We start from the raw sequence: 25,939 nt of genomic DNA on the forward strand, positions 1-25,939 counted from the left end.
AGCAACTCAGTAATCCGCCCCCAGATACAGATAGCCACTGAGCTTGCCATTCCTGGCATTGCCTACGCCAAGAAAAAATGGCCCAAGTATGGTGTCTGCCGCCAGAAATACCGAGCCGGCAGGAATCCAGCCCGTATTACTACCATTGAACGGATTTCCCCATACTCTGCCAACCTCAGCCGACATCCCGGCATACAGTCCGCTTCCCAGCACCGAAGGCAGTGATGACGCCCGCCAGTACACCATCAACCGGGATAGCGCCACCTTCTCACCCAATAGCTCTCCCGCCTGATATCCGGTCAGATTCAGGAAACCACCTAGCGACTCCAGCCGGTAATCATCCTGCTTGCGATTGACAATGCCACGCGCCTTACCGGTAAGCCGGAAGGTAATATTCCCAAAAGTCTTGACCCCTTCCACGATCGCATCGTAATCACGACTGGCGGTATAGCTGCCCATTGCCGGCAGGGAGGATGTCAGCACCGTATTCATGAAATAACCCGAACGTGGCCAGCGCGGATTATCGAACTGATCGATCACCAACTTGCCACGTACGCCTGCGTAGCTGTGCGTGATGTTGTCCGACAGATACGAGAACTGTCCCTGGGATAGATAACTTTCAACCCGTGAATCAAACAGACCAATCCGGAACTCACCGTAACGCCCCAGAACGGTACCGACATCAGCATTCACCGAAGTTACATCATTACTGATTTCTGCATATTTGATGTGATTGTCATCATAAAAGGACAAGGGCTGCTGGTGATAGCTGATCGATGCTGCCGCAAACAAGGGACTGTCATAGGACCATGGCTGGTATAGCTCGGTTTTGAACAGCTTATTCTTGCCGATCACCATTTCATTGCGCCAGGAGCCACCCGAAGCATTCAGCCAGTTCCGCTGATGTGCAGCAAGGAAGCTAAAGCTGGAGTCTCCCGGCGTCGAGCTACTCAGGCTCAAGCCAAAATGCACCGTATTGGGACCTATGCTCTTTTCCAGTGGCATGACCGTCATGACATTGCGACCGCTACTGGCATCGAGTGAGTAGCTCAATTGGTCGTAATCGCCCGTGGCAAATGTGTCGCGCAATTTTTTGCGCACTTCACCGACCGCCTCATCTCCCTGCAATCCGGTAATACTTTTAGCCAGCCCATCTACATTGACAAAACGGCTACCACTCTTAACTTGCACCTCATCCACAACTGGATAAGACGGCAGTTGAAGCCGTCTGCGCCAGGCGGTGTAACGTTCCGGACTGACAGAGAAACGGCTCAACTCTTTGGTCTGTGCAATCGCGGCCACAGTGCCGCGCTGGATGATCGCCTGGTTGTCGCCAAAGGCAGCAGAATTGTAACCATTCAGGTCTGGCCGGATCAGGACATCCCCCTTCTCCATCAGCGCCATCTGTTCTTTGACATTGCGGCCAACCATCAGATTGGAGGTCTGAGCCACCACATCAAACAGGCTGTTGATCTGATCCTTGGTTAGGGGGGGCGTTCCCACATCCACCACGATAAGATGCTGGGCGCACTGCCGTGCATCCTGGATGGGCAGATTACGGGCCAGACCACCATCCACCAGCAAACGACCATTGGTTTCCACCAGGTCGAACAGGCCAGGGACTGCCATGCTGGCACGTAGCGCCTCGGCCAGTGGTCCCTTGTCGAACACCACCGCCTCACCATTGGCAAGATCAGTGGCAACGGCACGAAATGGAATGGGCAACTGATCAAAAGAGTCGAGCTGCCGATCTCGGGTTAATTTACGGATGAACATTTCGATTTCTTGCGAATTGATGGCACTGCGTGGCACACGCAGCTGACCATCCTGCAAACCGAAAGTCACGTCCAGATAGTTCTTGTAATCATCCCGCTTCTTGTCATAGGGGATATCACTTCTGGGCAAGCGACCGGACAACATTTGATCCCAGTTGGCATTTTTGAAATCCTCTGCCATTCGGTCCAAATCCATCCCGTTAGCATAAACGCCACCAATCAGCGCCCCAGCACTGGTTCCGGCAATGCAGCGAATCGGGACATGCAGCCGCTGTAATTCACGCAGCACACCCAGATGGGCGAATCCACGTGCTCCACCTCCGCCAAGCACTACACCAACTCCCTCATCGGGACCTAGCTCCTCAGAGTGGGCTGACTGGCAGTTCAGTAATAGCAAGCTGCCAAGGAACAACATTCCCAGCAGGAAATCAGAAATTCTTTTTGCGCGAAAATGCATATTCAGTAAAAAAGGGAAATTTACTATTTCACCTAAGCATCACGGTGACGTAAGATATAGTGACATACATTCGACAAAACATAGAGCCCAATAAAGCTAAGGCACAATGTTCGATTTTAAATCTCTGGTCAGCTCCCTGCTCACAAAAAACTCCCTGGCAACGGGCATCGCACAATCTGCGACCTTGCTAGTGAGGGACCTGCCGCAGACTGAATACTTCACGGCACTTGTCGAAATCATCAAGGCCATCTCCAAGATCAACGCGGATACCGACATTCCGTTGAAGGAGCGCATCAAGACACTGGTCTATGTCGATGACAAGGCCCATAACATCCACCATCAGCTGTGTCAGGATTTCCTGGCCGCCACACCGGGCAGCAAAAACTACCTGCCCACCATTCTGGCCTTCTGGCACGAGCTTGCCAATGCATACCAGATTTGCCTTCGCCTGTATCAGGCTGCGCCAAACAATGCAATGGAAGCAGATATCCGGCTGATCACGGCACGTGGGCTACATCACCAGATGCGCCTGATCGCATGGAACTCCCTGCGCTACCTGAAGCCGGAAGGCTCGGTCTGGCAGCAGGGCTTCCGCTTTTACATGCAGGCTGAAGATGCGGGTGTGGCCCGTACACCGCTCATGCTGTATCCAGATGCCAAGGTGGAAGTCAGTTGCGAGCAATTGCTGCTGCAAGGCTGCATGTTGTACCTGGCACAGACCGACAACATGCTGCACCGGGAAATCATTGCAGTCGACCAGTTAATGATGCCGCTGAGCCAGGGAATTCACCTGGAAAAACAGCCGCCAGCGCAGGAGCCGGTGTTTGTCATCAATCTGAGCATGCCGGAACATCCACAACCCATCTTGCGTGGCATGGCGGGCAAGTGGCTACGCTACTGGTCCACCAATGATCTCACCAGCCGCCTGGCAGACCTGATGTTTGATCTGGATCGCTCGATTCCGCCGACTCTGCGGGCACTGGACGCAAAACTGGAGTGTGAGGAATGGCTTGCACTATGTGAAAAACTGGCCATCCGCTGGTCGGATGATGGTGGAAAGTCACTACGTAAATCCGAGCGCTCGCTGCACACCTCCTCTGCGCAAGTGACCATTGGTTTCGAACGCGTAGCCTTTGCTGTCAAAATCCAGGATATCGAAAACAACAGTAGCAACAATATTCAGGAATGGAAGGTCAACGACATCAGCAGCAGCGGAATGGGGCTGACCTTTGTCGGCAAGAGTGTGGAACAGTTGGCCATTGGCCGTATCGTGCTGGTCAAGACTGAAAACCACCCCCTGTTGCTGGGTGCCATCCGCCGTATTCTGCGGCAGCAGAACGGCACCAAAGTCGGTATCGAAATCTTGGGACAAAGTCCGGTAGGTGTTTCATTGACCGAACCTGGCGGTGACCGTGAGCAGCCTACCACCGCCATCTACATTACCCAGCCCAACTCTCGCAAAGGACAGCGCTGGTTCCTGATGCCGAAATTACTCGCAGCCCCCGGCAAGGAGCAGATTCTGACTGCACAGGGAAAATCATATCTGATCAGGCTGAAAAGCCCGCAGCAGGAGTTTGAAGACTGTAGCAACAGCGACTTTGACACGCTGTCAAAAGTGGATTGATCACGTCAACGCTGGCAGCGGCTTATCGACTACATCTTCATCACAATAAAAAACGCCCGCATATGCGGGCGTTTTCATGACAGCCGGATTGGCTTACAACACTTCGATAATGCCAGCTGCACCCATGCCGGTACCGATACACATAGTCACCATGCCATAGCCCTGCTGGCCGGCATTACGCATGCCATGTACCAAGGTAGCGGTACGAATGGCACCAGTGGCGCCCAAGGGGTGGCCCAGAGCAATCGCCCCGCCATGCGGATTGATCTTGCTGGTATCCAGTGCCAGATCACGCGTCACCGCCAATGCTTGCGCGGCAAAAGCTTCGTTCAGCTCGATCCATTTCAGATCATCCTGCGTGATACCCGCTTGCTGGCAAGCAGCCGGAATGGCTTCTTTCGGGCCAATACCCATGATTTCCGGCGGCACACCCTTCACTGCAAAGGTGACATAGCGCGCCAACGGCACCAGGTTGAACTCTTTGAGTACCCGCTCGGACACCAGAATCACCGCGCCGGCACCGTCGGACATTTGCGAAGAGTTACCGGCAGTCACCGAGCCCTTGGCATCAAATACCGTCTTCAGCTTGGCCAAACCTTCCAGCGTGGTCTCGCGACGCGGACCTTCGTCGGTATCCAGCAACCTGGTCTTGCTGATGACTTCGCCGGTTTCCAGATTCGGGGTACGGTAGGTCACTTCCAGCGGGGTGATTTCGCTCTTGAAAGCACCGGAATCAATGGCGGCAATGGCACGGCGATGCGACTCAACGGCAAATGCGTCCTGATCTTCACGTGATACACCCCACTGCTGAGCCACTTTTTCTGCCGTCAGGCCCATGCCATAGGCGATGGCATAGTTTTCGTCCTTGGCAAAGATTTCCGGGTTCAGCGATACCTTGTTACCCATCATCGGCACCAGCGACATGGACTCGGCACCGGCAGCAATCACCACATCAGCCTCACCCAGGCGAATGCGGTCAGCTGCCATCTGTACCGCATTGATACCGGACGAGCAGTAACGGTTGATGGTGATGCCACCCACGGTATTGGGCAGCCCTGCCAGCAACACGCCGATACGCGCCATGTTCAGGCCCTGCTCTGCTTCCGGGAAGGCGCAACCCACCACGCAGTCGGAAATCAGTTTCGGATCCAGCGTCGGCACCTGGGCCAGCGCGCCGGTAATCACATGCGCCAGCATGTCATCCGGACGCACATGACGCATCATGCCACGCGGTGCCTTGCCCACCGGGGTACGGGTGGCAGCGACGATATAAGCTTCCTGTACTTGCTTGACCATTTTTCAATCTCCTTGCAGCCGACGGCTCCGCCCCTCGCGGCCGTCGGTCTGATGCATTGTTCGTATTAGTTGCGCAGCGGTTTGCCGGTGGTGAGCATGTTGGCAATGCGGTCCTGGGTTTTGGAATTTTGCAGCAGGGTCATGAAGGCCTTGCGTTCCAGATCCAGAATCCACTGCTCGTTCACCAGCGTACCGGCCTCAACATCACCACCGGTCATGACATCGGCGATTTGCGAAGCAATGAAGAAGTCATGCTGGGAGATGAAGTGTCCTTCCAGCATATTGATCAGCGAGCCCTTGATAGAAGCGGCACCAGAGCGGCCAGCCACCGGGAAGCCCTTCACTTTCAGCGGCGGGCGATAGCCGGATTCAGCCATGGCCAGCGCTTGTTGCTTAGCGACATACAGCAGTTCGTAAGCATTGAATACCACCGGGTCACCCTTGCGGAAGAAGCCGATTTCCTGCGCTTCCTGACCGCTGGTGGCCACCTTGGCAGTGGCAATGGCCATGAAGTAATCTTTCAGCGCAGCCAGCACATCACCCTTGGCTTCCTGTGCGGCACGCAGGGCAAACTCCTTGCAACCGCCACCGCCCGGCAGCAGGCCGACACCCACTTCCACCAGACCAACATAAGATTCCAACGCCGCAACGGTCTTGTCGCAGTGCATGGCGAATTCGCAACCGCCACCGAATACATAGCCCTGGGTTGCCGCCACGGTGGGCACCTGGCTGTAACGCAGGCGCATGGAGGTTTCCTGGAAGCGGCGCACCGTAGCGTCAATGGCAGCCCAGTCGCCGGTCATGAAGGCCGGCAGCATGGACTGCAGATCGGCACCCACCGAGAACGGCTCTTCGGTCTGCCAGATCACCAGCCCCTTGAAGCGCTGCTCTGCAATATCCAGCGCGGTGTTCAAACCGGTGATCACATCCGGGCCAATGGCATGTGCCTTGGACTTGAACGACACCACCAGGATGCCATCACCGGTCGTGAAAGCACGCACGCCATCGTTTTCGAATACGGTTTCGCCCAGCGGAGCGGCGGCTTCACCCAGCACACGAGCCGGTGCCAATTGGCGCTGATACACGTCCAGCGTAGAGCGACCCACCAGATTCTGGCCTGCCGCATTATAGGAACCGTCAGCAAAATGCACGCCCGCACGGTCGGCCTGCAATGCCCAGGCCGGCAATGCAGCACCAGACAAGGCCTTGCCTGCCTTGATGTCTTCATCAATCCACTGTGCTACCTGCTGCCAACCGGCAGCTTGCCAGGTTTCAAACGGGCCAACCGACCAGCCAAAGCCCCAGCGAATGGCAAAGTCCACATCGCGTGCGCAGTTGGCGATATCAGCCAGATGGTAGGAGATGTAATGGAAGACATCGCGGAAGCAGGCCCACAGGAACTGCGCCTGCGGATGCTCGCTGGAACGCAATTGACGGAATTTCTCCGCCGGGTCGGCAATTTTCAGGATGTCCTTGACGGCATCGTCGCCCTTTTGCCCACCACCGACGTATTCGCCGCTGGCAGCATCGAACACGAACATCTTCTTGCCGTCTTTCTTGTAGATGCCGACCTTGGTCTTGGCACCCAGCGCACCGGCGGCAATCAACTTTTGCAGCCATTCCGGCGACTTGAACAAGGCATGCCACGGGTCGCCCGGCAGCGTGTCGTCCATGGTTTTTACCACGTGGGCAAAGGTGTCCAGGCCTACAACGTCGGCAGTACGGAAGGTGGCAGACTTGGGACGACCCAGACGCGGACCGGTCAGGTCATCGACAATGTCAAAGCGGATGCCGAATTTTTCGGCATTGGCAATGGTTGCCAGCATGGAGAACACACCAATGCGGTTGGCAACAAAATTGGGGGTATCCTTGGCACGCACCACGCCCTTGCCCAGCACGGAAACCAGGAAGCGTTCCAGATTGTCCAGCATGCCCGCATCCGACGTCACGCACGGGATGATCTCGACCAGGTGCATGTAACGCGGCGGGTTGAAGAAGTGCACACCGCAAAAGCGCGGACGCACGGAATCGGGGCAGCTCTCAGCCAGTTTGTTGATGGACAGGCCGGAGGTATTGGTGGCGAAAATGGTGTGCTCGCCCAGATGCGGTGCCACCTTGTGATACAGGTCGGCTTTCCAGTCCATGCGCTCGGCAATGGCCTCGATCACAACGTCACAGTCTTTGAGCAGGTGCAGGTGATCTTCGTAATTGGCCGGCTCGATATAAGCCACGGCATCCTTGTTGGACAGCGGGGACGGCTTGAGCTTTTTCAGCCCGTCCAGTGCTTTAAGCACGATGCCATTCTTGTTGCCTTCTTTGGCCGGCAGGTCGAACAGGATGGTTGGTACCTTGGCATTGACCAGATGAGCGGCAATCTGCGCACCCATCACGCCAGCACCCAGCACTGCCACCTTGCGTACATTGAACTTGGTTTGAGACATGGTTTCCTCGTTATGTTGAAACTCATCAATCATGGGGCAGGCCCCTCATGCCTGCCTTGCTGTCGGGGCATGACCGTCACACAGCCATGCCCCTGCCACGCCCCTAAACCATTACTGTCTGTTTAGAAGCTGTAGTTGTACTGCAGACCAAGGAATTGTAGATTGGTCTTGTAAGAACCGGTTGTGGTTTCGCCGTTACCCGTGCAAGTTGTCGAGGTAGACGAGCAGTTGTCGGTATAGTTGACGTTGGTATTCTTGAAGAACACATAAGAATAGGCAAAATCAATCGAAGACTGCTTGCTCAGCTTGTAGTTGGCACCAAAGGACAACCAGTAGCGGTCGCTATCCGGCAGAGCAGGATGGGTCTCATCCGTATTTTTGACCGGGGACTGGTCCCAGGCGATACCGGTACGCAACAGCAGATTGTCGCTGTAGTGATAATTGGCACCCAGCGACAGCTTGAAGGTATCGCGCCAGCCTTGCTTGATCACCAGATCACCCTCACCTGCCTGGCTGAACTTGATATCGATCTGATCCAGACGAGAATGACGAGTCCAGGTCAGATCGGTCATCAGATCAACCTTGTCATTCAACTTGTGGAAAGCATTGACCGAAACCGACTCAGGCGTATCCACAGTGACAGAACCATCGGAATTCACGTGGTGGTAGGTATTCTGAACAAACTGGAGCACTGCACTGTTGGTAATGGTGCTCAAATCCCAATAAGCCTTACCATCCAGTTTCTGACGGATATTGGAACGGTAGGCCACGCCAAAACGGGTAGCCTCATCCAGCTGATACATATAACCCATATTGAAACCGAAACCCCAGCCGTCAGCACTGAGAGCAGCATGGCCATCGGCAGCACCTACGGCTGACAAATCCACAGCCTTGCTCAAATAGGCTTTCATATACTGGGCAGACAGACCAAAGCCAAAGGCATGATGGTCATCCAGCTTGTAAGACACCGACGGGTTGAAGTTCAGCGTATCCAGCTTGATGCTTTCCAGCGCATAACGACCGGCCCAGGTTTCGCCATAATTCAGATCCGTACCATACGGGACGAATATGCCCAGACCAACCGTCCACTTGTCATTAACCTGATGTGTTACGTAGAACGACGGGGCCACCACATAGTCCGGCGCATAGCCGCTAGCGCTACCGCCACCAGTAGAAGCGCCGGAGTGTTTTTTAGAGCCGTTATCGGTATAGCTGGAATCCGGAACAACCAGGGTCAGGCCACCGGAGATATTGTCTCCAGTCAGTCGCGACATGCCTGCCGGGTTATAGAAGATGGTGGAAGCGTCATTGGCTTCTGCGCTATTGGCAAATGCCGTACCTTGCGCGGAAACGCTTTGCGAGCCGAAGTGGTAACCGGAAGCCAGCGCTGTGGAAGAGAACGCCCCGACGGCAACTCCCATCAGCATCACGGATTGGCTGAGGTGCTTGAGTTTCATGTGTCATCCCTCTCTGCGAATATATCTGTATGTAGTCCTAGTCGCTTTTTATGTCCGTATTACTACGGATCAAATTGGATACTACCAGAGAATCTAAGCATGTCCACCAAAATAAGAGCGTTTGTTCCAAACGATCGTTTTACACAACAAACAAGCAACAAATACTATTAAATTCAACCAACTTCTGCCAAGTTTCGCGATTTACCGTCAACATCAATTGCCACAAAAGTAGCTATCACTTCAGTGACAAACACAAGCTCGCCATCCAGCCGTTCTGCTTCCACCGATATCTTCAAGGTTACCGACTTCTGTCCTACACGCAGCCTTTCCACATAGAGATTGACTACATCTCCCAGCAGGATGGGATGAGTGAACTGGAATGCATTCACCGCCACCGTCGCCACCGGCCCCCGCGCCAGGCGCTCTGCATCCAGACTACCTGCCATATCGATCTGCCCCATCAGCCAGCCTGCCTGTACGCGCCCGTAGGCATTGGTGGCGGTTGGCAGAGCACGTACCCGCAAAGTAGGCAGGCGAGGTGAATTGGAATCCATGTGGTACTCCTGGTGAGCAATCGCTTAGCCAAGCCGCCGTAGCACAGCAGCTTGACTGAACGGCCGGATGGAAAACCACCCGGCAATGCATTCAGTCTAGATAATCAGTTTAGAAGATGTGCCGCTTCAGTAGTGCCGCATCGTGCTGCTCAAGCGCCATGTCGAAATCATCTACCATGATGACATCACGCTTCAGCTTACGCGCCCGCGTTACCGCATCGAATTCGGCTTGCGTCACCAGACCTGCACGCAAAGCTTCTCCCAGACGCTCTTTGGCGGTAATTGTCTGGAACTTGCCCTCGCGCACCAGCTTGCGCAGCTTCTGCTCAAGCGGCTCGGTAGCCAGAATGGCCGTCAGCGCATGCTGCAGAACACCAACCGCATCATCTTCGGAAGGCGGCACATACATGCCATGCGTCAGTCGCTCACGCATACCACCCGGCTCCATCATGGCTCGTGCCACCTTGGTGCCAATGCGGTCGGATGCCGGCTTCAGCGTCAGCCCCCACGGGAAGATGATCTTGCGCAACACCACAGCCAGACCACGGCTGGGCAGGTTGGCAAGGAAGCCATCCATGGCAGCCTGCAAATCAAACAGCGCATTCTCTACCGCCCAACGCAGTACAGCCAGATCTTCCTTCTGCGCACCTTCACGCTCGAAACGCTTGAGGCAGGCAGTAGCGATATACAGATTGGACAACATGTCACCCAGACGGGCCGACAGTTTTTCGCGGAATTTCAGCGAACCACCCAGGCTGAACATGGCCATATCGGATAGCAAGGCAAAGGCACTGGAGAAGCGGGTGATCTGCTTGTAATAAGGTGCAGTGGCACCACTGCGTGGCGCACCGGCAAAACGCGCACCGGTCAAGCCCAGCCACAGCGAACGGAACACATTACTGATGACAAAGTTGATGTGACCGGTAATGGCACGATCAAACTCGGCACCATCATTGGCCATGGCAGCTTTCATCTCGCGCAGCACAAAGGGATGGCAGCGGATGGCACCCTGACCATAGATGATCATGGAACGAGTGAGAATGTTGGCACCTTCTACCGTAATACCGATCGGAATGGATTGATAGGCACGGGCCAGATAATTGCGCGGGCCCAGCACCACCGCCTTGCCACCATGGATGTCCATCGCGTCATTGATGGTTTTACGCATGCGTTCGGTGTTGTGATACTTGAGCACGGCGGACAGCACGGATGGCTTTTCGCCCATGTCCAGACCGGTCAGCGCCAGGTCCTGCGAAGCTTCCATCTGGTAGGTATAACCACCGATGCGCGCCATTGCTTCGTCCACGCCTTCGAATTTGCCAATGGGCAGACCAAACTGGTCGCGAATGCGGGCATAAGCACCGGTGGTGAAGGTTGTCACCTTGCCGCAGGCCACCGACATGGCCGGCAGGGAAATGCAACGACCAACCGACAGACACTCTACCAGCATGCGCCAGCCCTGACCGGCAAACTCGCGCCCGCCGATGATCCACTCCAGCGGAATGAACACATCCTTGCCCCAGGTTGGGCCATTCATGAAGGCAGCACCACCCGGAAAGTGGCGGCGACCGATACATACGCCCTCATGCTCGGTAGGAACCAGTGCGCAGGTAATGCCGATTTCTTCCTTGTCACCCAGCAGGTGATCCGGATCGTACATCTTGAATGCCAAGCCCAGAATGGTGGCAATAGGTGCCAGGGTAATCCAACGCTTTTCCCAGCTGACGCGCAGACCCAGCACATTTTCATGGTGCTGGCCAGTACGCGGATCGGTATAGCTACCACGGCAGACAATGCCGTAGTCAGGAATGCTGCCAGCATCAGAACCAGCATATGGGCTGGTCAGGGCAAAGCAAGGTACTTCCACGCCCTTGGCCAGACGCGGCAAGTAGTAGTCTTTTTGTGCTTCGGTACCGTAGTGCTGCAACAACTCACCCGGACCGAGCGAGTTGGGCACCATGACCGACACCGCTGCAGAGCCGCCACGGGTGGCAATCTTGGTTACCACCTTGGCGTGGGCATAGTTGGAGAACTCCAGGCCGCCGTACTTCTTCTTGACGATCATGCCCAGAAAGCCGTTGTCCTTGATGAACTGCCATACTTCCGGCGGCAGATCCTTCAGTTCATGCGTGATCTTCCAGTCATCGATCATCGCGCACAGCCGTTCGGTCGGACCATCCAGAAACGCCTGTTCTTCCGCGCTCAGTTTTGCATCCGGAAAAGATAGCAGACGCTGATAATCCGGCTTGCCGGAAAACAGGTCTCTATCCCACCACACCGTGCCGGCATTGATTGCCTCCTGCTCGGTCTGCGACATCGCCGGGGTGATCTTCTTGAAGATACCAAAGACCGGACCAGTAAAAACGGCACGTCGCAGCGGCACGACGTTCAGCACCACTGCGAAGAGTGCAAACACGCCCCAGGCAATGGTGGAAACCGGGCAGCCAAACGCAAATTGCAGGCTGGCAAGCCAGGCAGCCAGCCCCACAGTCCACGCCAGCACCGGCGCGCGATAGTACGCCAACGCACCGATCAGTGCGATGAGAAGAACAGCAGCAAACATTGTGAATTACCCTCGTGTTGACCCTGCTAACCTTCGACAGGCGAGACCAACCCGGCAACCACAAATGGCACAAGATACTTCACGATCATGTCAGGATCCCTGGCGGAAACGATCTGGCTGCGGGTGAAGATTTTCAGCACATCATTTCCGGCAAAGGCGTTGAACATGACACTGAATGCGAAGTGCATCCTCCAGGCCAGCTCCTCCACCCCAAGCTCTGGCAGCGCATGATGAAATGCGCGCGAGTAGCGTTGCACGAACACACTGTATTGCTGAGAGATGGTTTCACGCAGCAGACGGTGATTTTCCACCAGCGTGCGCGACAGAAGTCTGACAAACAGGGCCCCGCCCCTCGCAGGGTCCTTGGACAGTGCCAGGCACGGACGGATAAACGTCGTGACCAGCCCCTCCACCGACAGCTTCTCTTCTCTTGTCTCCAGCTCATCCAGCTCCGCCAGGCAGGACGCAATCAAGGGCGCCAGCCTGCGCATGAACACGGCTTCAAACAGTGCATCCTTTGAGCCGAAGTGATAGTTCACCGCGGCCAGGTTGACTTCGGCCTGCTGAGTAATCATGCGAAGCGAGGTAGCCTCGAATCCGTGCTCCACGAACAGCCGCTCGGAAACGTCAAGAATGCGTGTTGCCGTATCCGGGCGGCTGGCTTCCATGTTCTCTTGTGCCTTTTTTGTACTTGCAGAGTATTTAGTCTTGTCCATCTCAGCTTTCGAACAAGCGTTTCAAACTTACGTTTTAATTTGATCAGTGTCAAGAACATCCTCCTTACTGCGTGGATGGATTTCCAGTACACCATCGCGAAAACGGCAGTCTAAAGTCTAGACTGCCGTTCGTTTGAATGAAACGCAGGTATCAATATTTAGTCAAGCCCACGTGCCAGATCGGCCTTCAGGTCTTGCACATTCTCCAGGCCCACGGCAACGCGAATCAAGCCCTCTTCGATGCCGGCTTTCTGGCGCACCTCCGCTGCCACTCGCGCATGCGTGGTGGATGCCGGGTGGGTAATTGTACTCTTTACATCACCAAGATTGGCAGTCCGTGAAATCAGCTCTACGCCATCCACCAGCTTCCATGCGCCAGCTCGACCGCCCTTCACTACAAAAGACACCACCGCACCACCACTGCTCTGCTGCCGTGCGGCCAATTCATGCTGCGGATGACTGGGCAGGCCCGGATAGTAAACACGCTCGACAGACGGATGTGACTCAAGCCAGCGCGCCAGCTCCAATGCATTGGCACTGTGCTTGTCCATACGCAGTGCCAGGGTTTCCAGACCAGAGAGCAACACCCAGGCATTGAACGGTGCCAGGGTCGGACCTGCCGTACGTACATGCAGATAAACCTGCTCCACCAGCGCATTGCTGCCGACCACCGCGCCACCCATCACCCGGCCATGGCCATCGAGATACTTGGTTGCCGAGTGCATCACCAGATCAGCCCCCAGTTTGAGCGGCTGCTGCAAGGCTGGCGAGCAGAAGCTGTTATCCACCACCAGCAAGGCATGGTGACGATGGGCAATGGCGGAGATGGCGGCGATATCGGCAATCTCGGTTAACGGATTGGACGGGGTTTCCAGAAAGAACAATTTGCTGTTGGACTTGGCTGCAGCTTCCCAAGCGGCCAGGTCGCGCGCATCGACAAAGGTGGTTTCCACGCCAAACTTGGCCAGCAGGCCGGCAAACAGATTGGTGGTGGAGCCGAACAGGCTTTGCGAGGAGACAATATGATCGCCAGCCTTGAGCAGGCTCATCATGATGGCCTGGATGGCGGCCATGCCGGTGGCGGTGGCAATGGCGCGCTCGCCCCCTTCCATCAGCGCCAGACGTTGCTGGAAGGCGCTGACGGTGGGATTGGTAAAGCGGGAATAGGTATACCCTTCAATCTCCCCCATAAACATGGCAGCAGCCTGCTCTGCCGACTCGTAACAGAAGCTGGAAGTCAAATGCAGCGCCTGGCTGTGTTCGCGATATTCGCTGCTCTCGCGCCCGCCACGGATCGCCAGTGTTTCCGGATGGTATTGCAGGGGGTTGTTTTCAACTGACATGATGATTCTCGAATCTTGTTATCGGCCGCAAGCCACCATGGCTTGCCACCGCCTTGTGCAGGCTATCTTGCCTGATCAGTACCCATTATCTAAATGAAATTGCGGCATAACGATGTCAGCCACTGGCGCTATGCCACGCCCACAATGAAAAAAACCGGCCGGAGCCGGTCTTTACTGAGCCTGATTTACATCAGGTTTTGCTCAGCCACATTCAGATTCAAATCGATCATCTGGGTACTGACCGGATTTTCCTCTTTACTGTCAGCTCCGCGCGCGCACTCGATGGCATCCAGATAAGCGGCGGTGATATCGCCGGTAATGTACTTGCCGTCGAAGCAGGAGGTTTCAAACTCGTGCAGTTTCGGATTGACCGAGTGCACGGCTTCCTGAAGAGCGGACAAGTCCTGGTAGATCACCGCATCCGCACCGATTTCGGCCGCGATTTCCTGCTCGGTCCGACCGGTAGCCAGCAGCTCGGCGCGGGTTGGCATGTCGATACCGTAGACATTGGGGAAACGCACCGCTGGGGCTGCTGAAGCAAAGTACACCTTGCGGGCACCCGCATCACGCGCCATCTGCACGATTTCCTTGGAGGTAGTGCCACGCACGATGGAGTCGTCCACCAGCAGCACATTGCGGTCCTTGAACTCGCAGGCAACCGGATTCAGCTTCTGGCGTACCGATTTCTTGCGCACGGCCTGGCCCGGCATGATGAAGGTGCGACCGATATAGCGGTTCTTGATGAAACCTTCGCGATACGGCAGGCCCAGGCTGTTGGCCAGTGCCAGTGCGCTGGGCCGGCTGGTATCCGGAATCGGCATCACCACGTCGATATCCAGTTCCGGCAGTACCCGGCGGATTTTTTCGCCCAGCTTTTCACCCATCACGATGCGCGACTGGTAGACCGAAGCGCCGTCAATGACCGAATCCGGACGGGCAAAGTAGACATACTCGAACAGGCAAGGCGCGTGGCGTACTTCCTTGGCACACTGGCGGGCATGGAAATCACCATCGAAGCTGACGAATACAGCTTCACCCGGTTCCACATCACGCAGGGTGCTGAAACCGGAGCAATCCAATGCCACCGATTCGGAGGCAAACATGTACTCGGTCTTGCCACTACCATTGGTACTGCCGATGACCAGCGGGCGGATGCCATTGGGGTCGCGAAAAGCCACCAGGCCATAACCGGCAATCAGCGCCACCACGGCATAAGCACCACGCACGCGGCGATGTACCGCCTCAACGGCGCCGAAGATGGCATCCACACTCAGCTCAAAGCCCACCACACGCTCTGCCAGTTCATGGGCAAACACGTTAAGCAGGACTTCCGAGTCGGAATTGGTGTTGATATGACGCAGGTCGTGACGGAACATATCCGCCTTGAGTTCGTCAGTATTGGTCAGATTGCCGTTATGCGCCAGCACGATGCCGAAGGGCGAGTTGACATAGAACGGCTGGGCCTCGGCCAGACTGGAAGCAGAACCTGCCGTCGGGTAGCGCACGTGGGCGATACCGGCATTGCCCATCAGCGAGCGCATGTTGCGGGTGCGGAAAACGTCGCGCACCATGCCGCTGCCCTTGTGCATGTGAAAGGTCTTGCCACTGGAGGTGACAATACCCGCCGCATCCTGCCCACGGTGCTGCAGCACTTGCAGTCCGTCATACAACAACTGGTTGACGGGAGACTGCCCTACCACGCCTAGAATTCCACACATTGCTCTACTCTCTCTTCCCAACTACCTGGATTTTCAGACAAAACCTACCGCCAAAGAAAAAGGCGGAAATCTTGAGGTGAAGATATCAAGATAATCCGCCTGTTCCATCACACTAGCCCGTGTAATGCAGATTGTCTGCCAGCATGGCTGGCAGCCAGGGCCTCAATGACAAGGCCAGTGATTCAAATGGAGCGGCCAATACCGCATTCCTCCACATAGGCTGGCGGGGCATGTCACTCAGCCCCCCTACCAGCACCAGCACCGTCACCAGCACCAGCCCGCGAGCCAGACCAAAGACGGCACCCATCAATCGGTTCAGACCACCCAGACCAGTCGAGTCAAGCAGACTGGTCAGGGTGATGCGTAATAACGCCGTGGCCAGCCACGACAGGAAAAATAATAGAACAAAGGAAGCCACCAGCCGCAATCCCTGGCTGGGCAACTCGTTAGGCATGAAGGTAGCCAGCAGTGGCGACAACTCCTTGGCACACCAGAACGCCAGTATCCACGACCCCAGCGACAATACTTCGGCGACCAGGCCACGCACCATGGCCACCAGCACCGAGCCGATCAGGATGGCAATCACCACATAATCGAAGACTGTCATCGCTGCTTACTTGCTCACGACAATGCCGGATACGCCGGCTTGGGACAGCTTGCGCAAGGCAGCTTCCGCTTCAGCACGGCTGGCAAACGGACCAACCCGCACGCGGGTAACTTCTCCCTTGCTGGTTTCCACCTTGCTGAAATGGGCAGCCACACCCAAAGCAGACAGTTTGCTCTTGAGCGCATCGGCCTTGGCCGGGTCGGACAGTGCCGCCAGCTGGATCACCGACTTGCCATTGCCGACATTATCCACTTTTTCCGACTTGGACTCACTTTTCTTTACAGCCGCCGGCTTGGTCGCAGGCTCTTCATCGAAATGTCCGGCCAGGATGGCAGCTGGATCAGGCTGCTTGTGCTTGGCCTGGGCAGGCTTTTCCGCCTTGGCCGGCTTGGCCTCTGCCACCACTGGCTGACGGGCTTCGGCAGGTTTGCTGGCCGTCTTTTTCTTTGACGGCTCATGCACCAGTGGCTGGCTTGGGGCACTGGCTGGTTGTTTTGGCTTGCTGGCCTGCACGGCAGCGACCGCGCCGACAGCTGCCACGGCAGCAACAGCAGGAGCCGGAACCTTGGCTGTTGCCGCCGGCTTGTCCTCGCCAACCGAGTTCAGATCGGCAGGTAGCTGGGTTCCGGCAAGTCGTGCCGCAGGTGCGGAAGCAGCTGCCAGGGCAGGGGCAGAAGCGGTCGCCTTGCCAGGCGAGGCGGCCGGAATGCTGGCCGCCACGTTGACTGCTGGCGGCAAGGCAGCGTCCCCCGGCGTACCGGATGCTTCGCTGGCGATTTCCACCGACTCGGGACGCATCTGCTGATCCGGCAGGTGGCCGACCACATTCCACAATACGCCAGTGGACACCGTGACCAGCACAACCGCACCAACCAGGCGACGCCTGGCACGCTTGCGCAACAAAATCAGTTCATCGTGGGCAGACAGGGCCATGCAATCCTCAAATGCGTTGCCGACGCGCTTCCAGCACCTCGGCAACAGTGTGGAAAGAGCCGAAAACGGTGATTCTATCATTCTCGCCCGCTGCCGATAAGGCAGCTTGCCAGGCGGAAGCAACATCTTCGAATGCCTGCACCTTGCCGATGCCCAGCGCCTTCAGCTGTGAGGCAATCGCGGCACCGCTCTGCCCGCGCGGCATATCCAGCCCGGCAACAAACCAGCCATCGAATTCGTCCTTGGCCAGTTCGGCCACTGCAGCCAGATCCTTGTCCGCCAGCATGGAAAACACTGCATAGCGGCTTTCAGCGAATGGCAGTTGACGCAGGCTGGCCACCATGGCCTTGACTGCATGCGGATTGTGACCGACATCCAGCACCACCACCGGACGGCCCGGCAACACCTGGAAACGCCCCGGCCAATCCACTTCAACCAAACCCTGCTTGAGCGCACCGATACCAACCGGCAGGCGCTCATGCAAACAGTCGAGCACCGCTAGTGCTGCTGCAGCATTACCCAACTGGTAGCCACCGCGCAGCGCAGGCATGGGTAGCGCATGGCGTCGTGCGCTGCCCATCTGGAAAGACCATTGATTATCCATGCGACTATAGCTGTAATCGCGTCCGACCAGTTTGAGATCGGCACCGATAGTGGCGGCATGGTCCAGCAAGCGCTGCGGCGGCTGCGGATCGGCACAGATGGCAGGTTTGCCGGGTCGATAGATACCAGCTTTCTCAAAGCCGATATCCTCGCGGTTGTCACCCAGAATGGCGGCGTGGTCGATATCCACACTCACCACCAGCGATACATCCGGTTCAAAAATGTTCACTGCATCCAGCCGGCCACCCAGACCGACTTCCATGATGGCAACATCAACTTTTTCTTCGATGAAGCTGTGCATGGCACCCAGGGTGCCAAACTCGAAATAGGTCAGCGAGGTGTCGCCACGGGCGGCATCGATGGCGGCAAAACTGCTGATGATGCGCGCATCACTGACCGGCTGCAGGTCAATGGCCACGCGCTCGTTATAGTGGTGAATGTGCGGCGAGGTATAACAACCCACCTTGAAACCGGCGCGCTGATACATGGTGGACAGCATGGCACAGACCGAACCCTTGCCATTGGTACCCGCCACCATGATGACCGGGAAGGATGGCTGCAGCTGCATGGCGCTCCACACCTTGCGCACGCGTTCCAGGCCCATGTCTATGGCGGTGGCGTGCAGACCTTCCAGCCATTGCAGCCAATCGTTCAGGCTTGTTCTTTGCATCATGGATTTTCCAAAACAGCTGGCGCTGCCTGCTCTGCTTCCGGGTGGAACCACAGCAGGTACACCCGCAATTGCCGTAATGCTTCGTGATCGGCACTATCCGGCAACAACAGACAACTTCGACGACGGCCAGCGGCCATCACATTGACGATGACAAACAGGGGAGACACAAAACTGTCGTCGCGCAGCACTACTTCCGCTAAATCGCCATCCCGCTGCCAGCGCATGCGGCCCAAACCATCCACCTCGATGCGCTGCACCCCATGCGGGTTCCACCAGCCATTGGCGCGCACGGCAAACCACGCCAGCAGGCACTGACAGGGAATCATGGCTGACCAGTACGGCAGGTAAATCAGCAACAGGACAATGGACAAGCACAGGCTTGCCAGCACCAAGCCCAGCCATCTGCGCGAAGGACGCAGTTGCAGGGCAAACGGTGGCAACAAGCGGACCTTGTGCATGGACTGGCTTACAGCTCGCCCGCCGGGCTGTTGCTGATGTCACCTTCCACCGAATCCAGCACGGTGGAGTGGATCTCCACATCAAACCATTCCCAGAAGGCTTTCAGCGACATGTCCTTGGGCCACAGCTCTTCGTCGTCGTACCAGGAAGCCACTTCAATCTTGAACAGCTGTTCATACTGCTCGTCGATGTGGGCAACCGCCTCTTCCGGCTCATTGAATTCCGGTAGCAGGATCACCGTGCAGTCACTGCGCAGGCTGTCCAGCGTCAAATCCACCATATCGTTGCCGGGTACGGCATTCAGCCAGTCCAGAAACGGCTGCTTGGGCTTGATCACAGCTACCGAGCGGTCAACAAAATACATGGCAATCCTTTCAATCCTGAGTTGGCGCGCATTGTAACCCAAGTAAGCAAGGGCCCGCACACCGCATGCTACAATTGCGGCCATTGATACCTGATTACAAGATGCCGCAATGTCATTGATTTCTGTTGAAAAGGCCTGCCTGGCTTTTGGTCACCACGCCCTGCTGGATAATGTCGATTTTGCGCTGGAGCCAGGCGAAGTCGTCGGCCTGATCGGTCGCAACGGTGCGGGCAAGTCCTCCCTGCTCAAGGGCATTGCCGGCGTCATCACGCTGGACGATGGCCGCATCAACACCAAGGGTGATGTGCGTATAGCCTATGTGGCGCAGGAGCCGGAGCTCAATCCCGACGACACGGTGTTTGATGCTGTCGCAGCCGGGCTTGGCGAACTAAAGGCCCTGCTGCGCGAATATCACCATGTCACCCAGCAACTCACCCAGCCGGATGCCGACCACGCCGCCGCCCTCTCACGCATGGAAACCCTGCAACACGAGCTGGAAGCCCGCGATGGCTGGCAGTTTGATGCCCTGATCTCCACCACGCTCTCTCACCTGGACCTGCAGCCTGACACGCTGATCTGCGAACTGTCCGGTGGCTGGAAAAAGCGCGTGGCGCTAGCACGAGCACTGGCGGCCAAGCCTGACGTACTGCTGCTGGACGAACCCACCAACCATCTGGATGTTTCCGCCATCGAATGGCTGGAAGGGCTGATCAAGAACTTCGCCGGCAGCGTGCTGCTGATTACCCACGACCGGCGCTTTCTGGACAATGTCGCCACCCGCATCGTGGAACTGGACCGCGGCATCGTGCGCAGCTATCCGGGCAGCTTTTCCGCCTATCAGGTGCGCAAGGCCGAGGAAATGGCCATCGAGGAAGAACAGAACCGTATCTTCGACAAATTCCACGCGCAGGAAGAAGTGTGGATCCGCAAAGGCATCGAGGCGCGCCGCACCCGTAACGAAGGCCGTGTGCGCCGCCTGGAGGCCATCCGCCGTGAACGCAGCGCCCGGCGCGAGCGCGTGGGCCAGGTCAACTTCCAGCTGGATGCCGGTGAGCGCTCCGGCAAACTGGTAGCCGAGCTGGAACATGTCAGCAAGGGCTTTGAAGGCCGCACCCTGATCAAGGACTTCACCACCCGCATCCTGCGCGGCGACAAGATCGGTCTGATCGGCCCCAATGGTGCTGGCAAAACCACCCTGCTCAAGCTGATTCTGGGCCAACTGGAAGCCGACAGCGGCAGCATCAAGCAGGGCAGCAAGCTGGATATCGCCTACTTCGACCAGTTCCGCGAACAGCTGGACGAGGACACCAGCGTGGCCGACATCATCAGTCAGGGTAATGACTTTGTCGAAATCGGTGGGGTGAAAAAACACGTAATGAGCTATCTGGAAGACTTCCTGTTCTCGCCACAACGCGCGCGCAGCCCGGTACGCTCACTATCCGGCGGCGAACGCAACCGCCTGCTGCTGGCGCGCCTGTTTACCCGCCCAGCCAACGTACTGGTGCTGGACGAACCCACCAATGATCTGGACATCGATACGCTGGAACTTCTGGAAGACGTGATTGCTCAATACAGCGGCACGGTGTTTCTGGTAAGCCACGACCGCGCTTTCCTCGACAACGTGGTTACCCAGGTGATTGCTTTTGAAGGCAATGGCCAGCTGGAAGAATATCCTGGCGGCTATCAGGACTGGATCGACACCAAGGCACGTATGGCCGCCATGCAAGGTGAAGCCAGCAAAACGATTGCCCTGGCCAGCAAACCCAGTGCACCGGCCAAGCAGGACAAGCAGCGGAGCAATCGCAAGCTTTCTTATAATGAAACCAGAGAGCTGGCGGCTCTGCCGGATGAAATTGCCAGCCTGGAAAGAGAACAAGCCACGCTGAACCAGCAGTTGCTCGACCCCAATTGCTATCGTGACACCCCCAAGGAAGCCATTGCCTGGCAGCAGCGCATCGAAACCATTGATGAGCAGTTGCTGGAAAAACTGGCACGCTGGGAAGAACTGGAGGCTAAGCAATCATGAGCAAAACCCGGCCCACCCTGCCCTCTCCAGAACGCCGCCGTTTACTCGGCGGTGCCATGCTGGGCACGCTGGCCTTGTGGCTGAGTGCCTGTGGCACCCCGCCCAGAAAAACCAGCCAGGCACGCCCACGCCCATCGCAGGACAAGACGCTGTCGGCACTAAAGGCTGACGGTGCCGGCCGGGAAATCCTCATGTACACGCTGGGCCTGCTGGATCTGGACTACAAATTTGGCGGCTCAAACCCTGAAGCCGGGCTGGATTGCAGCGGCATGGTCAGCTACATCTACCAGAACGCCGTTGGCGTACGCCTGCCGCACAATGCCGCCCAGATCGCCGGGCTGGCCCGACCCGTCAGCAACAACCAGATGCAGGTGGGCGACCTGGTATTCTTCAACACCATGAACCGCTCCTTCTCGCACATGGGCATCTATATTGGCGACAACAAGTTTGTCCATGCGCCACGCACCAATAGCGCCATCCGGGTTGACCGGCTGGACAACAGCTATTTCTCCGCCCGCTTTGAAGGGGCACGCACCCTGTTTGCCTGAACATGGATGACAACTGGCAGCGCAGTTTGATCCGCGGCTGGCAACAACGGCCCACCCTGCACCGCGATGGCGTATCGCTGCAGGAAGCCTGGCTGTTGCGCAAGCTGCAGCAGGCGCTGGATGGAGATAGCCTGCAGATTGACGGCCTGTCGCTGCTCAGTCGTGACAGCACCTTGCACCTGACCATCCATCAGCCACTCGCTGCCCGCCTGACCCTGCATTTTGATTTCCTGCCCATCAACTGGCACAGCCGACTGATACAGCTGCGCTACCACGTACAAGGCGAAGCCATCTCACCCTCCACGACCCGGCGCTTGCTGGGTGGGCTGCTGCTGGGCGCAATGGAAGGGGCTTTCGGCCACAAAGCCCTGCAACAGCTCACCAGACCGCTGGATTGGCTCACACTGGAACAAGACATTGCCAGCATAGATCTCACCCAACTGCCAGCCCTGCAGCAATGGCTGGATTACCCTTTGCTAGGCAAGCCACTGGGAGAGCACCTGATCATCAAGGCCATGGAAACCTGCCCCGGCCAGTTGCGTATCCGACTGGGCCGGACAGCAAACCAAACCCAAACCCAAACCAGCTGAAACCTGCCTGAGCCAGCCCGCCAAATAAAAAACCCCGCTGCGGCGGGGTTTTTCGCGTCAGGGTGAAATCAATCAGCCCTTGACTACCTTGGCGATGGCTTCAGCCACGTACGGCAGGTTCTTGCTGTTCAGCGCAGCCAGGCAGATACGGCCGGTGGATACAGCGTAAATGCCGAATTCGCTCTTCAGCACTTCCACCTGAGCCGCAGTCAGGCCGGTGTAGGAGAACATGCCACGTTGCTGGGCAACGAAGGAGAAGTCCTGCTCCACGCCCTGGGCCTTGATGGCTTCCACCAGACCGGTACGCATGGCGCGGATGCGGTCACGCATGCCGGCCAGTTCGTCTTCCCACTGCTGACGCAGTTCCGGGCTGGACAGCACGGCAGCGACGATGGCGGCACCGTGGATAGGCGGGTTGGAGTAGTTGGTACGGATCACGCGCTTCAGCTGCGACAGTACACGGCCGGTTTCTTCCTTGCTGGCAGTCACGATGGACAGGGCACCAACACGCTCGCCATACAGCGAGAAGCTCTTGGAGAAGGAACTGGACACGAAGAACTGCAGGCCGGAAGCCGAGAACAGACGCACGGCAACGGCGTCAGCATCGATACCGTCAGCAAAACCCTGGTAAGCCATATCCAGGAAAGGAACCAGACCCTGGGCACGGCACACTTCGACTACTTCAGCCCACTGGGCGTCGGACAGGTCGGCACCAGTCGGGTTGTGGCAGCAGGCATGCAGCACGATGACCGAACCAGCAGCCAGGCTTTGCAGGAAGGACTTCATGCCGGCAAAGTCAACACCACGGGTGGCTGCGTCGTAGTAGGGGTAGTTTTCCACGGTGAAACCGGCGGATTCAAACAGCGCGCGGTGGTTTTCCCACGACGGGTTGCTGATGTAAACCTTGGATTCCGGGTTCAGACGCTTGAGGAAGTCGGCACCAATCTTCAGTGCACCGGTACCGCCCAGCGCCTGGGCAGTTACCACTTGGCCATTGCTGATCAGCGCGCTGTCGGCACCGAACAGCAGGTTTTGCACGGCGCTGTCGTAAGCGGCCGGGCCTTCGATCGGCTGATAGCCGCGCGGCAGCAGCGCATCAACGCGGGCCTTTTCCGCGGCCTTGACGGCAGCCAGCAGCGGAATCTTGCCATTATCGTCGCAGTACACGCCCACACCCAAGTTTACCTTGAAGGTACGGGTATCAGCGTTGAAAGCTTCGTTCAGGCCAAGAATCGGGTCGCGCGGGGCCAGTTCTACCGCGGCGAAGATCGAAGAGGTCATGCAGGGGCTCCATTTGCTTTGCAGAACAGCCGCAACCGGGCGCTGAACTTGCAGCAGGCCACGGCTGATTGATGAAAATCTTTGTCCGGCAGAAAGTTTACCACCATCTGGCGGCTTGCTGCGCTGCAAAGCCGACAAAACAACAAGCTGCCAGCCGCATGTGGTCTTGTGGGACATTGCCGACAATCCGCCATGAACATGGTTGATCCATGCCCGGACTTGAACCTTGGCCGCTACGGTCTAGTCTTACGGCAAGTACAAACGCATGAAGAGGAGTTCTGACCATGAAAAAAGGCATCCTGCTGTTCTGGCCGTCCTTTATCATCGCTGCCCTGGCCACCAGCGTGTTTTTTTCGATTTTCGACCCGGCGGAACTGAAACTGCACGGCAACCCGCTGTTTGCCGACAAGCTGTCGGCCTACTCGGTATTCTTTCTGATCAGTTGGGCATTCGGTGCGCTGAATACTGCCATTGTGCTGGTGCTGGAAAAATCCTCGCGCGAGATCAATGGTTTTACCCCACCACCGGTACAGCCGATGGATGACGCAGAAGATCCACTGCAAAATTAAGCGGCAGGCAAGCAAAAGGGCGACCGGAATCGCCCTTTGTCTTTGCTGCTGATACTGGCATCATGCCGCTGAGCGGTCCGGCATCTGGCATACCACAAAGTATTTCTTCACCGGCGCCACCACCTCAAAAACACCGACAAACCCAGCCGGTATTACTGCGGCCTCCCCTGCGCCCACCTCCACCACCCCTCCAGCTTCATCATGCAAGCGCACCAAGCCTTCGATCACACAGAAGAATTCATGCTTGTCGTCGGCAAACTGGATACGCCAGGCACCAGTTCCGCAAGCCCAGACCCCACAGCTAAGTAGCTGATCGGTGGTTTCGTAATGGGTCCAGGTGTGGCGCAGAGGGTTGCCCTGTAACAAACGATCCGCCCGTGGACGATCTTCCACAGGCGTAACAGTCTTGGAGAAGTGCGTAATAGAGGTCATCACCATCCGCTATCAAAAATAAATGAATAGCGCATTATCCGTGACCAAGCAGCGCCATACCAAGACTGCTGTAGCATCGGGATGAATATCAGAGCCCATCTTGCCATTTAATGGACGCATGCGAACCATCGCAGAAAGGCTTGTTACTGGAAGCGCCACAGCGGCACAAGGTCATGCGCTCCCGTGCCGGATAAGATTTCCCGCCCTCTACTTCAAGTGCATCGGCGGCCTTGACCCACAAGGCCGCGGAACAGCCCAGCTTGGGGTCTTCCAGCAAATGTATGGACTGGGTATCCGGTTCTTTGCTGATCTGTTGCTGCGAGCGCATGTCCCATACTTTCAAACGTCCGGCCGGACAGTGTTCTGCTTCGCGCACAGCCAGGGCTACCGACTCTGCATCTACCTGTTCGACCAGGCCCCATATCTTGCCGCCTGCATCGCAAAAACGGGCGAATGCACAGAGCTTTTCCGCATCCGACAAAGCAACAACCGGCCCTTCTTGCAATTGGGCTTGCTCGAAATAGTCAGCGCGTGTTGCTTCATCCCGGCCCTCGAAATTGATCAGCCGATGACTACCATCGCAGTAGGGCTTATGGGCTGAGTGACCACAACGACACAGCGAGCTTCCTTCCTCCTGCAAGGGAAAGCTTTTCCCTTCGTGGTAGCTCCAGGACAAACCTTGTTCATTCGGCTGAATAAACAATTGGGTAATTTGCGTTGCGCCAACCACACGATACGGGCCGTTGGGCAAAACGGTAATTTTCAATGGTTTCATGAAGTTTTCCTGCGCTGTGTGACCAAAACAGTCAGCATTATGTAATTGCCCCTTAGTACAGTAACTGGGCCAAGTCGCAGGAATAACAAAGACTTTTCTGGTCAACCATTGTGAAATTACATCCCCATCAAAAAG

The 25,939-nt window shown here is 56.7% G+C and carries 22 protein-coding genes; 5 read left to right on the forward strand and 17 right to left on the reverse strand.

Annotated elements, in window-relative coordinates:
- Positions 1-6 precede the first annotated feature (6 nt).
- A complete protein-coding gene (locus GSR16_RS13080) occupies positions 7-2,232 on the reverse strand; it encodes a patatin-like phospholipase family protein (protein ID WP_159878030.1) in 2,226 nt (741 codons plus the stop codon).
- 190 nt (positions 2,233-2,422) lie between these two features.
- Here GSR16_RS13080 and GSR16_RS13085 point away from each other — a divergent pair, with 190 nt between their 5' ends.
- Entirely contained in the window at positions 2,423-3,856 is a 1,434-nt protein-coding gene (locus GSR16_RS13085; protein ID WP_240902670.1) for a PilZ domain-containing protein, read from the forward strand.
- Positions 3,857-3,949: 93 nt separating this feature from the next.
- Here the strand turns inward: GSR16_RS13085 and GSR16_RS13090 are convergent, their stop codons facing one another.
- The 13 genes from GSR16_RS13090 to GSR16_RS13150 form a co-directional block, all read right to left on the reverse strand.
- On the reverse strand, positions 3,950-5,152 hold the full coding sequence (locus GSR16_RS13090) for an acetyl-CoA C-acyltransferase (protein WP_062789004.1): 1,203 nt from the start codon (positions 5,150-5,152) through the stop codon (positions 3,950-3,952).
- Positions 5,153-5,217: 65 nt separating this feature from the next.
- Entirely contained in the window at positions 5,218-7,593 is a 2,376-nt protein-coding gene (locus GSR16_RS13095; protein WP_159880842.1) for a 3-hydroxyacyl-CoA dehydrogenase/enoyl-CoA hydratase family protein, read from the reverse strand.
- 122 nt (positions 7,594-7,715) lie between these two features.
- Positions 7,716-9,050, reverse strand: coding sequence for an OmpP1/FadL family transporter (locus GSR16_RS13100; RefSeq protein ID WP_159878032.1), 1,335 nt, complete (start codon positions 9,048-9,050; stop codon positions 7,716-7,718).
- Positions 9,051-9,223: 173 nt separating this feature from the next.
- Positions 9,224-9,604, reverse strand: coding sequence for an acyl-CoA thioesterase (locus GSR16_RS13105; protein ID WP_159878034.1), 381 nt, complete (start codon positions 9,602-9,604; stop codon positions 9,224-9,226).
- A 109-nt stretch (positions 9,605-9,713) separates the two neighbouring features.
- Positions 9,714-12,167, reverse strand: a complete 2,454-nt coding sequence (locus GSR16_RS13110; protein ID WP_159878036.1) for an acyl-CoA dehydrogenase — start codon at positions 12,165-12,167, stop codon at positions 9,714-9,716.
- 26 nt (positions 12,168-12,193) lie between these two features.
- Positions 12,194-12,835 (reverse strand): TetR/AcrR family transcriptional regulator, encoded by a 642-nt coding sequence (locus tag GSR16_RS13115; RefSeq protein ID WP_159880843.1) that lies wholly within the window; start codon positions 12,833-12,835, stop codon positions 12,194-12,196.
- Between the two features lie 206 nt (positions 12,836-13,041).
- Positions 13,042-14,226, reverse strand: a complete 1,185-nt coding sequence (locus GSR16_RS13120; protein WP_159878038.1) for an O-succinylhomoserine sulfhydrylase — start codon at positions 14,224-14,226, stop codon at positions 13,042-13,044.
- A gap of 185 nt (positions 14,227-14,411) precedes the next feature.
- Complete coding sequence (purF, locus tag GSR16_RS13125; protein ID WP_159878040.1) at positions 14,412-15,944, reverse strand: amidophosphoribosyltransferase; 1,533 nt, start codon at positions 15,942-15,944, stop codon at positions 14,412-14,414.
- A 112-nt stretch (positions 15,945-16,056) separates the two neighbouring features.
- On the reverse strand, positions 16,057-16,551 hold the full coding sequence (locus tag GSR16_RS13130) for a CvpA family protein (protein ID WP_089085308.1): 495 nt from the start codon (positions 16,549-16,551) through the stop codon (positions 16,057-16,059).
- Positions 16,552-16,557: 6 nt separating this feature from the next.
- Positions 16,558-17,484, reverse strand: coding sequence for an SPOR domain-containing protein (locus tag GSR16_RS13135; protein ID WP_159878042.1), 927 nt, complete (start codon positions 17,482-17,484; stop codon positions 16,558-16,560).
- 7 nt (positions 17,485-17,491) lie between these two features.
- A complete protein-coding gene (folC, locus tag GSR16_RS13140; RefSeq protein WP_159880844.1) occupies positions 17,492-18,757 on the reverse strand; it encodes a bifunctional tetrahydrofolate synthase/dihydrofolate synthase in 1,266 nt (421 codons plus the stop codon).
- Positions 18,757-19,218 carry a protein YgfX gene (locus tag GSR16_RS13145; RefSeq protein ID WP_159878044.1) on the reverse strand — a complete coding sequence of 154 codons (462 nt, stop codon included), beginning with the start codon at positions 19,216-19,218 and terminating at the stop codon, positions 18,757-18,759. The genes folC and GSR16_RS13145 overlap by 1 nt, the downstream gene beginning before the upstream one ends.
- 8 nt (positions 19,219-19,226) lie before the next feature.
- Entirely contained in the window at positions 19,227-19,583 is a 357-nt protein-coding gene (locus GSR16_RS13150; protein WP_159878046.1) for a hypothetical protein, read from the reverse strand.
- Positions 19,584-19,692: 109 nt separating this feature from the next.
- Here GSR16_RS13150 and GSR16_RS13155 point away from each other — a divergent pair, with 109 nt between their 5' ends.
- From GSR16_RS13155 to GSR16_RS13165, 3 genes are read left to right on the forward strand one after another with little or no spacing between them, the layout of a single operon-like run.
- A complete protein-coding gene (locus GSR16_RS13155; protein ID WP_159878059.1) occupies positions 19,693-21,609 on the forward strand; it encodes an ATP-binding cassette domain-containing protein in 1,917 nt (638 codons plus the stop codon).
- Positions 21,606-22,157, forward strand: a complete 552-nt coding sequence (locus GSR16_RS13160; protein ID WP_240902485.1) for a C40 family peptidase — start codon at positions 21,606-21,608, stop codon at positions 22,155-22,157. Before GSR16_RS13155 ends, GSR16_RS13160 begins: the two co-directional genes overlap by 4 nt.
- A 2-nt stretch (positions 22,158-22,159) precedes the next feature.
- The gene (locus tag GSR16_RS13165; RefSeq protein WP_159878061.1) at positions 22,160-22,747 is read left to right on the forward strand and encodes a hypothetical protein; all 588 of its coding nucleotides are present in this window, start codon (positions 22,160-22,162) and stop codon (positions 22,745-22,747) included.
- A 72-nt stretch (positions 22,748-22,819) separates the two neighbouring features.
- On the opposite strand, the gene GSR16_RS13170 is transcribed toward GSR16_RS13165, so the two are convergent.
- Positions 22,820-24,028, reverse strand: coding sequence for an amino acid aminotransferase (locus GSR16_RS13170; protein WP_159878063.1), 1,209 nt, complete (start codon positions 24,026-24,028; stop codon positions 22,820-22,822).
- Positions 24,029-24,312: 284 nt separating this feature from the next.
- Between GSR16_RS13170 and GSR16_RS13175 the strand changes: the two genes are divergently transcribed.
- Positions 24,313-24,597 (forward strand): hypothetical protein, encoded by a 285-nt coding sequence (locus GSR16_RS13175; RefSeq protein ID WP_159878065.1) that lies wholly within the window; start codon positions 24,313-24,315, stop codon positions 24,595-24,597.
- Positions 24,598-24,657: 60 nt separating this feature from the next.
- On the opposite strand, the gene GSR16_RS13180 is transcribed toward GSR16_RS13175, so the two are convergent.
- Both GSR16_RS13180 and GSR16_RS13185 read right to left on the reverse strand, forming a co-directional pair.
- On the reverse strand, positions 24,658-25,029 hold the full coding sequence (locus GSR16_RS13180; RefSeq protein ID WP_159878067.1) for a cupin domain-containing protein: 372 nt from the start codon (positions 25,027-25,029) through the stop codon (positions 24,658-24,660).
- Between the two features lie 88 nt (positions 25,030-25,117).
- Positions 25,118-25,804: a CDGSH iron-sulfur domain-containing protein gene (locus GSR16_RS13185; protein ID WP_159878069.1), complete on the reverse strand. Its 687-nt coding sequence runs from the start codon at positions 25,802-25,804 to the stop codon at positions 25,118-25,120.
- Positions 25,805-25,939: the final 135 nt, after the last annotated feature.

This window comes from Aquitalea denitrificans, from assembly GCF_009856625.1.
Taxonomy (GTDB): domain Bacteria; phylum Pseudomonadota; class Gammaproteobacteria; order Burkholderiales; family Chromobacteriaceae; genus Aquitalea; species Aquitalea denitrificans.

What these genes read in the sequence shown, in the direction of transcription:
- GSR16_RS13165 (WP_159878061.1), top strand. Translation starts at nt 22,160, where the DNA reads ATGGATGACAACTGGCAGCGCAGTTTGATCCGCGGCTGGCAACAACGG.
- GSR16_RS13115 (WP_159880843.1), bottom strand. Translation starts at nt 12,835, where the DNA reads ATGGAAGCCAGCCGCCCGGATACGGCAACACGCATTCTTGACGTTTCC.
- GSR16_RS13180 (WP_159878067.1), bottom strand. Translation starts at nt 25,029, where the DNA reads ATGACCTCTATTACGCACTTCTCCAAGACTGTTACGCCTGTGGAAGAT.
- GSR16_RS13095 (WP_159880842.1), bottom strand. Translation starts at nt 7,593, where the DNA reads ATGTCTCAAACCAAGTTCAATGTACGCAAGGTGGCAGTGCTGGGTGCT.
- GSR16_RS13090 (WP_062789004.1), bottom strand. Translation starts at nt 5,152, where the DNA reads ATGGTCAAGCAAGTACAGGAAGCTTATATCGTCGCTGCCACCCGTACC.
- GSR16_RS13080 (WP_159878030.1), bottom strand. Translation starts at nt 2,232, where the DNA reads ATGCATTTTCGCGCAAAAAGAATTTCTGATTTCCTGCTGGGAATGTTG.
- folC (WP_159880844.1), bottom strand. Translation starts at nt 18,757, where the DNA reads ATGCAAAGAACAAGCCTGAACGATTGGCTGCAATGGCTGGAAGGTCTG.
- GSR16_RS13135 (WP_159878042.1), bottom strand. Translation starts at nt 17,484, where the DNA reads ATGGCCCTGTCTGCCCACGATGAACTGATTTTGTTGCGCAAGCGTGCC.
- GSR16_RS13145 (WP_159878044.1), bottom strand. Translation starts at nt 19,218, where the DNA reads ATGCACAAGGTCCGCTTGTTGCCACCGTTTGCCCTGCAACTGCGTCCT.
- GSR16_RS13110 (WP_159878036.1), bottom strand. Translation starts at nt 12,167, where the DNA reads ATGTTTGCTGCTGTTCTTCTCATCGCACTGATCGGTGCGTTGGCGTAC.
- purF (WP_159878040.1), bottom strand. Translation starts at nt 15,944, where the DNA reads ATGTGTGGAATTCTAGGCGTGGTAGGGCAGTCTCCCGTCAACCAGTTG.
- GSR16_RS13100 (WP_159878032.1), bottom strand. Translation starts at nt 9,050, where the DNA reads ATGAAACTCAAGCACCTCAGCCAATCCGTGATGCTGATGGGAGTTGCC.
- GSR16_RS13120 (WP_159878038.1), bottom strand. Translation starts at nt 14,226, where the DNA reads ATGTCAGTTGAAAACAACCCCCTGCAATACCATCCGGAAACACTGGCG.
- GSR16_RS13130 (WP_089085308.1), bottom strand. Translation starts at nt 16,551, where the DNA reads ATGACAGTCTTCGATTATGTGGTGATTGCCATCCTGATCGGCTCGGTG.
- GSR16_RS13105 (WP_159878034.1), bottom strand. Translation starts at nt 9,604, where the DNA reads ATGGATTCCAATTCACCTCGCCTGCCTACTTTGCGGGTACGTGCTCTG.
- GSR16_RS13155 (WP_159878059.1), top strand. Translation starts at nt 19,693, where the DNA reads ATGTCATTGATTTCTGTTGAAAAGGCCTGCCTGGCTTTTGGTCACCAC.
- GSR16_RS13170 (WP_159878063.1), bottom strand. Translation starts at nt 24,028, where the DNA reads ATGACCTCTTCGATCTTCGCCGCGGTAGAACTGGCCCCGCGCGACCCG.
- GSR16_RS13175 (WP_159878065.1), top strand. Translation starts at nt 24,313, where the DNA reads ATGAAAAAAGGCATCCTGCTGTTCTGGCCGTCCTTTATCATCGCTGCC.
- GSR16_RS13160 (WP_240902485.1), top strand. Translation starts at nt 21,606, where the DNA reads ATGAGCAAAACCCGGCCCACCCTGCCCTCTCCAGAACGCCGCCGTTTA.
- GSR16_RS13150 (WP_159878046.1), bottom strand. Translation starts at nt 19,583, where the DNA reads ATGTATTTTGTTGACCGCTCGGTAGCTGTGATCAAGCCCAAGCAGCCG.
- GSR16_RS13185 (WP_159878069.1), bottom strand. Translation starts at nt 25,804, where the DNA reads ATGAAACCATTGAAAATTACCGTTTTGCCCAACGGCCCGTATCGTGTG.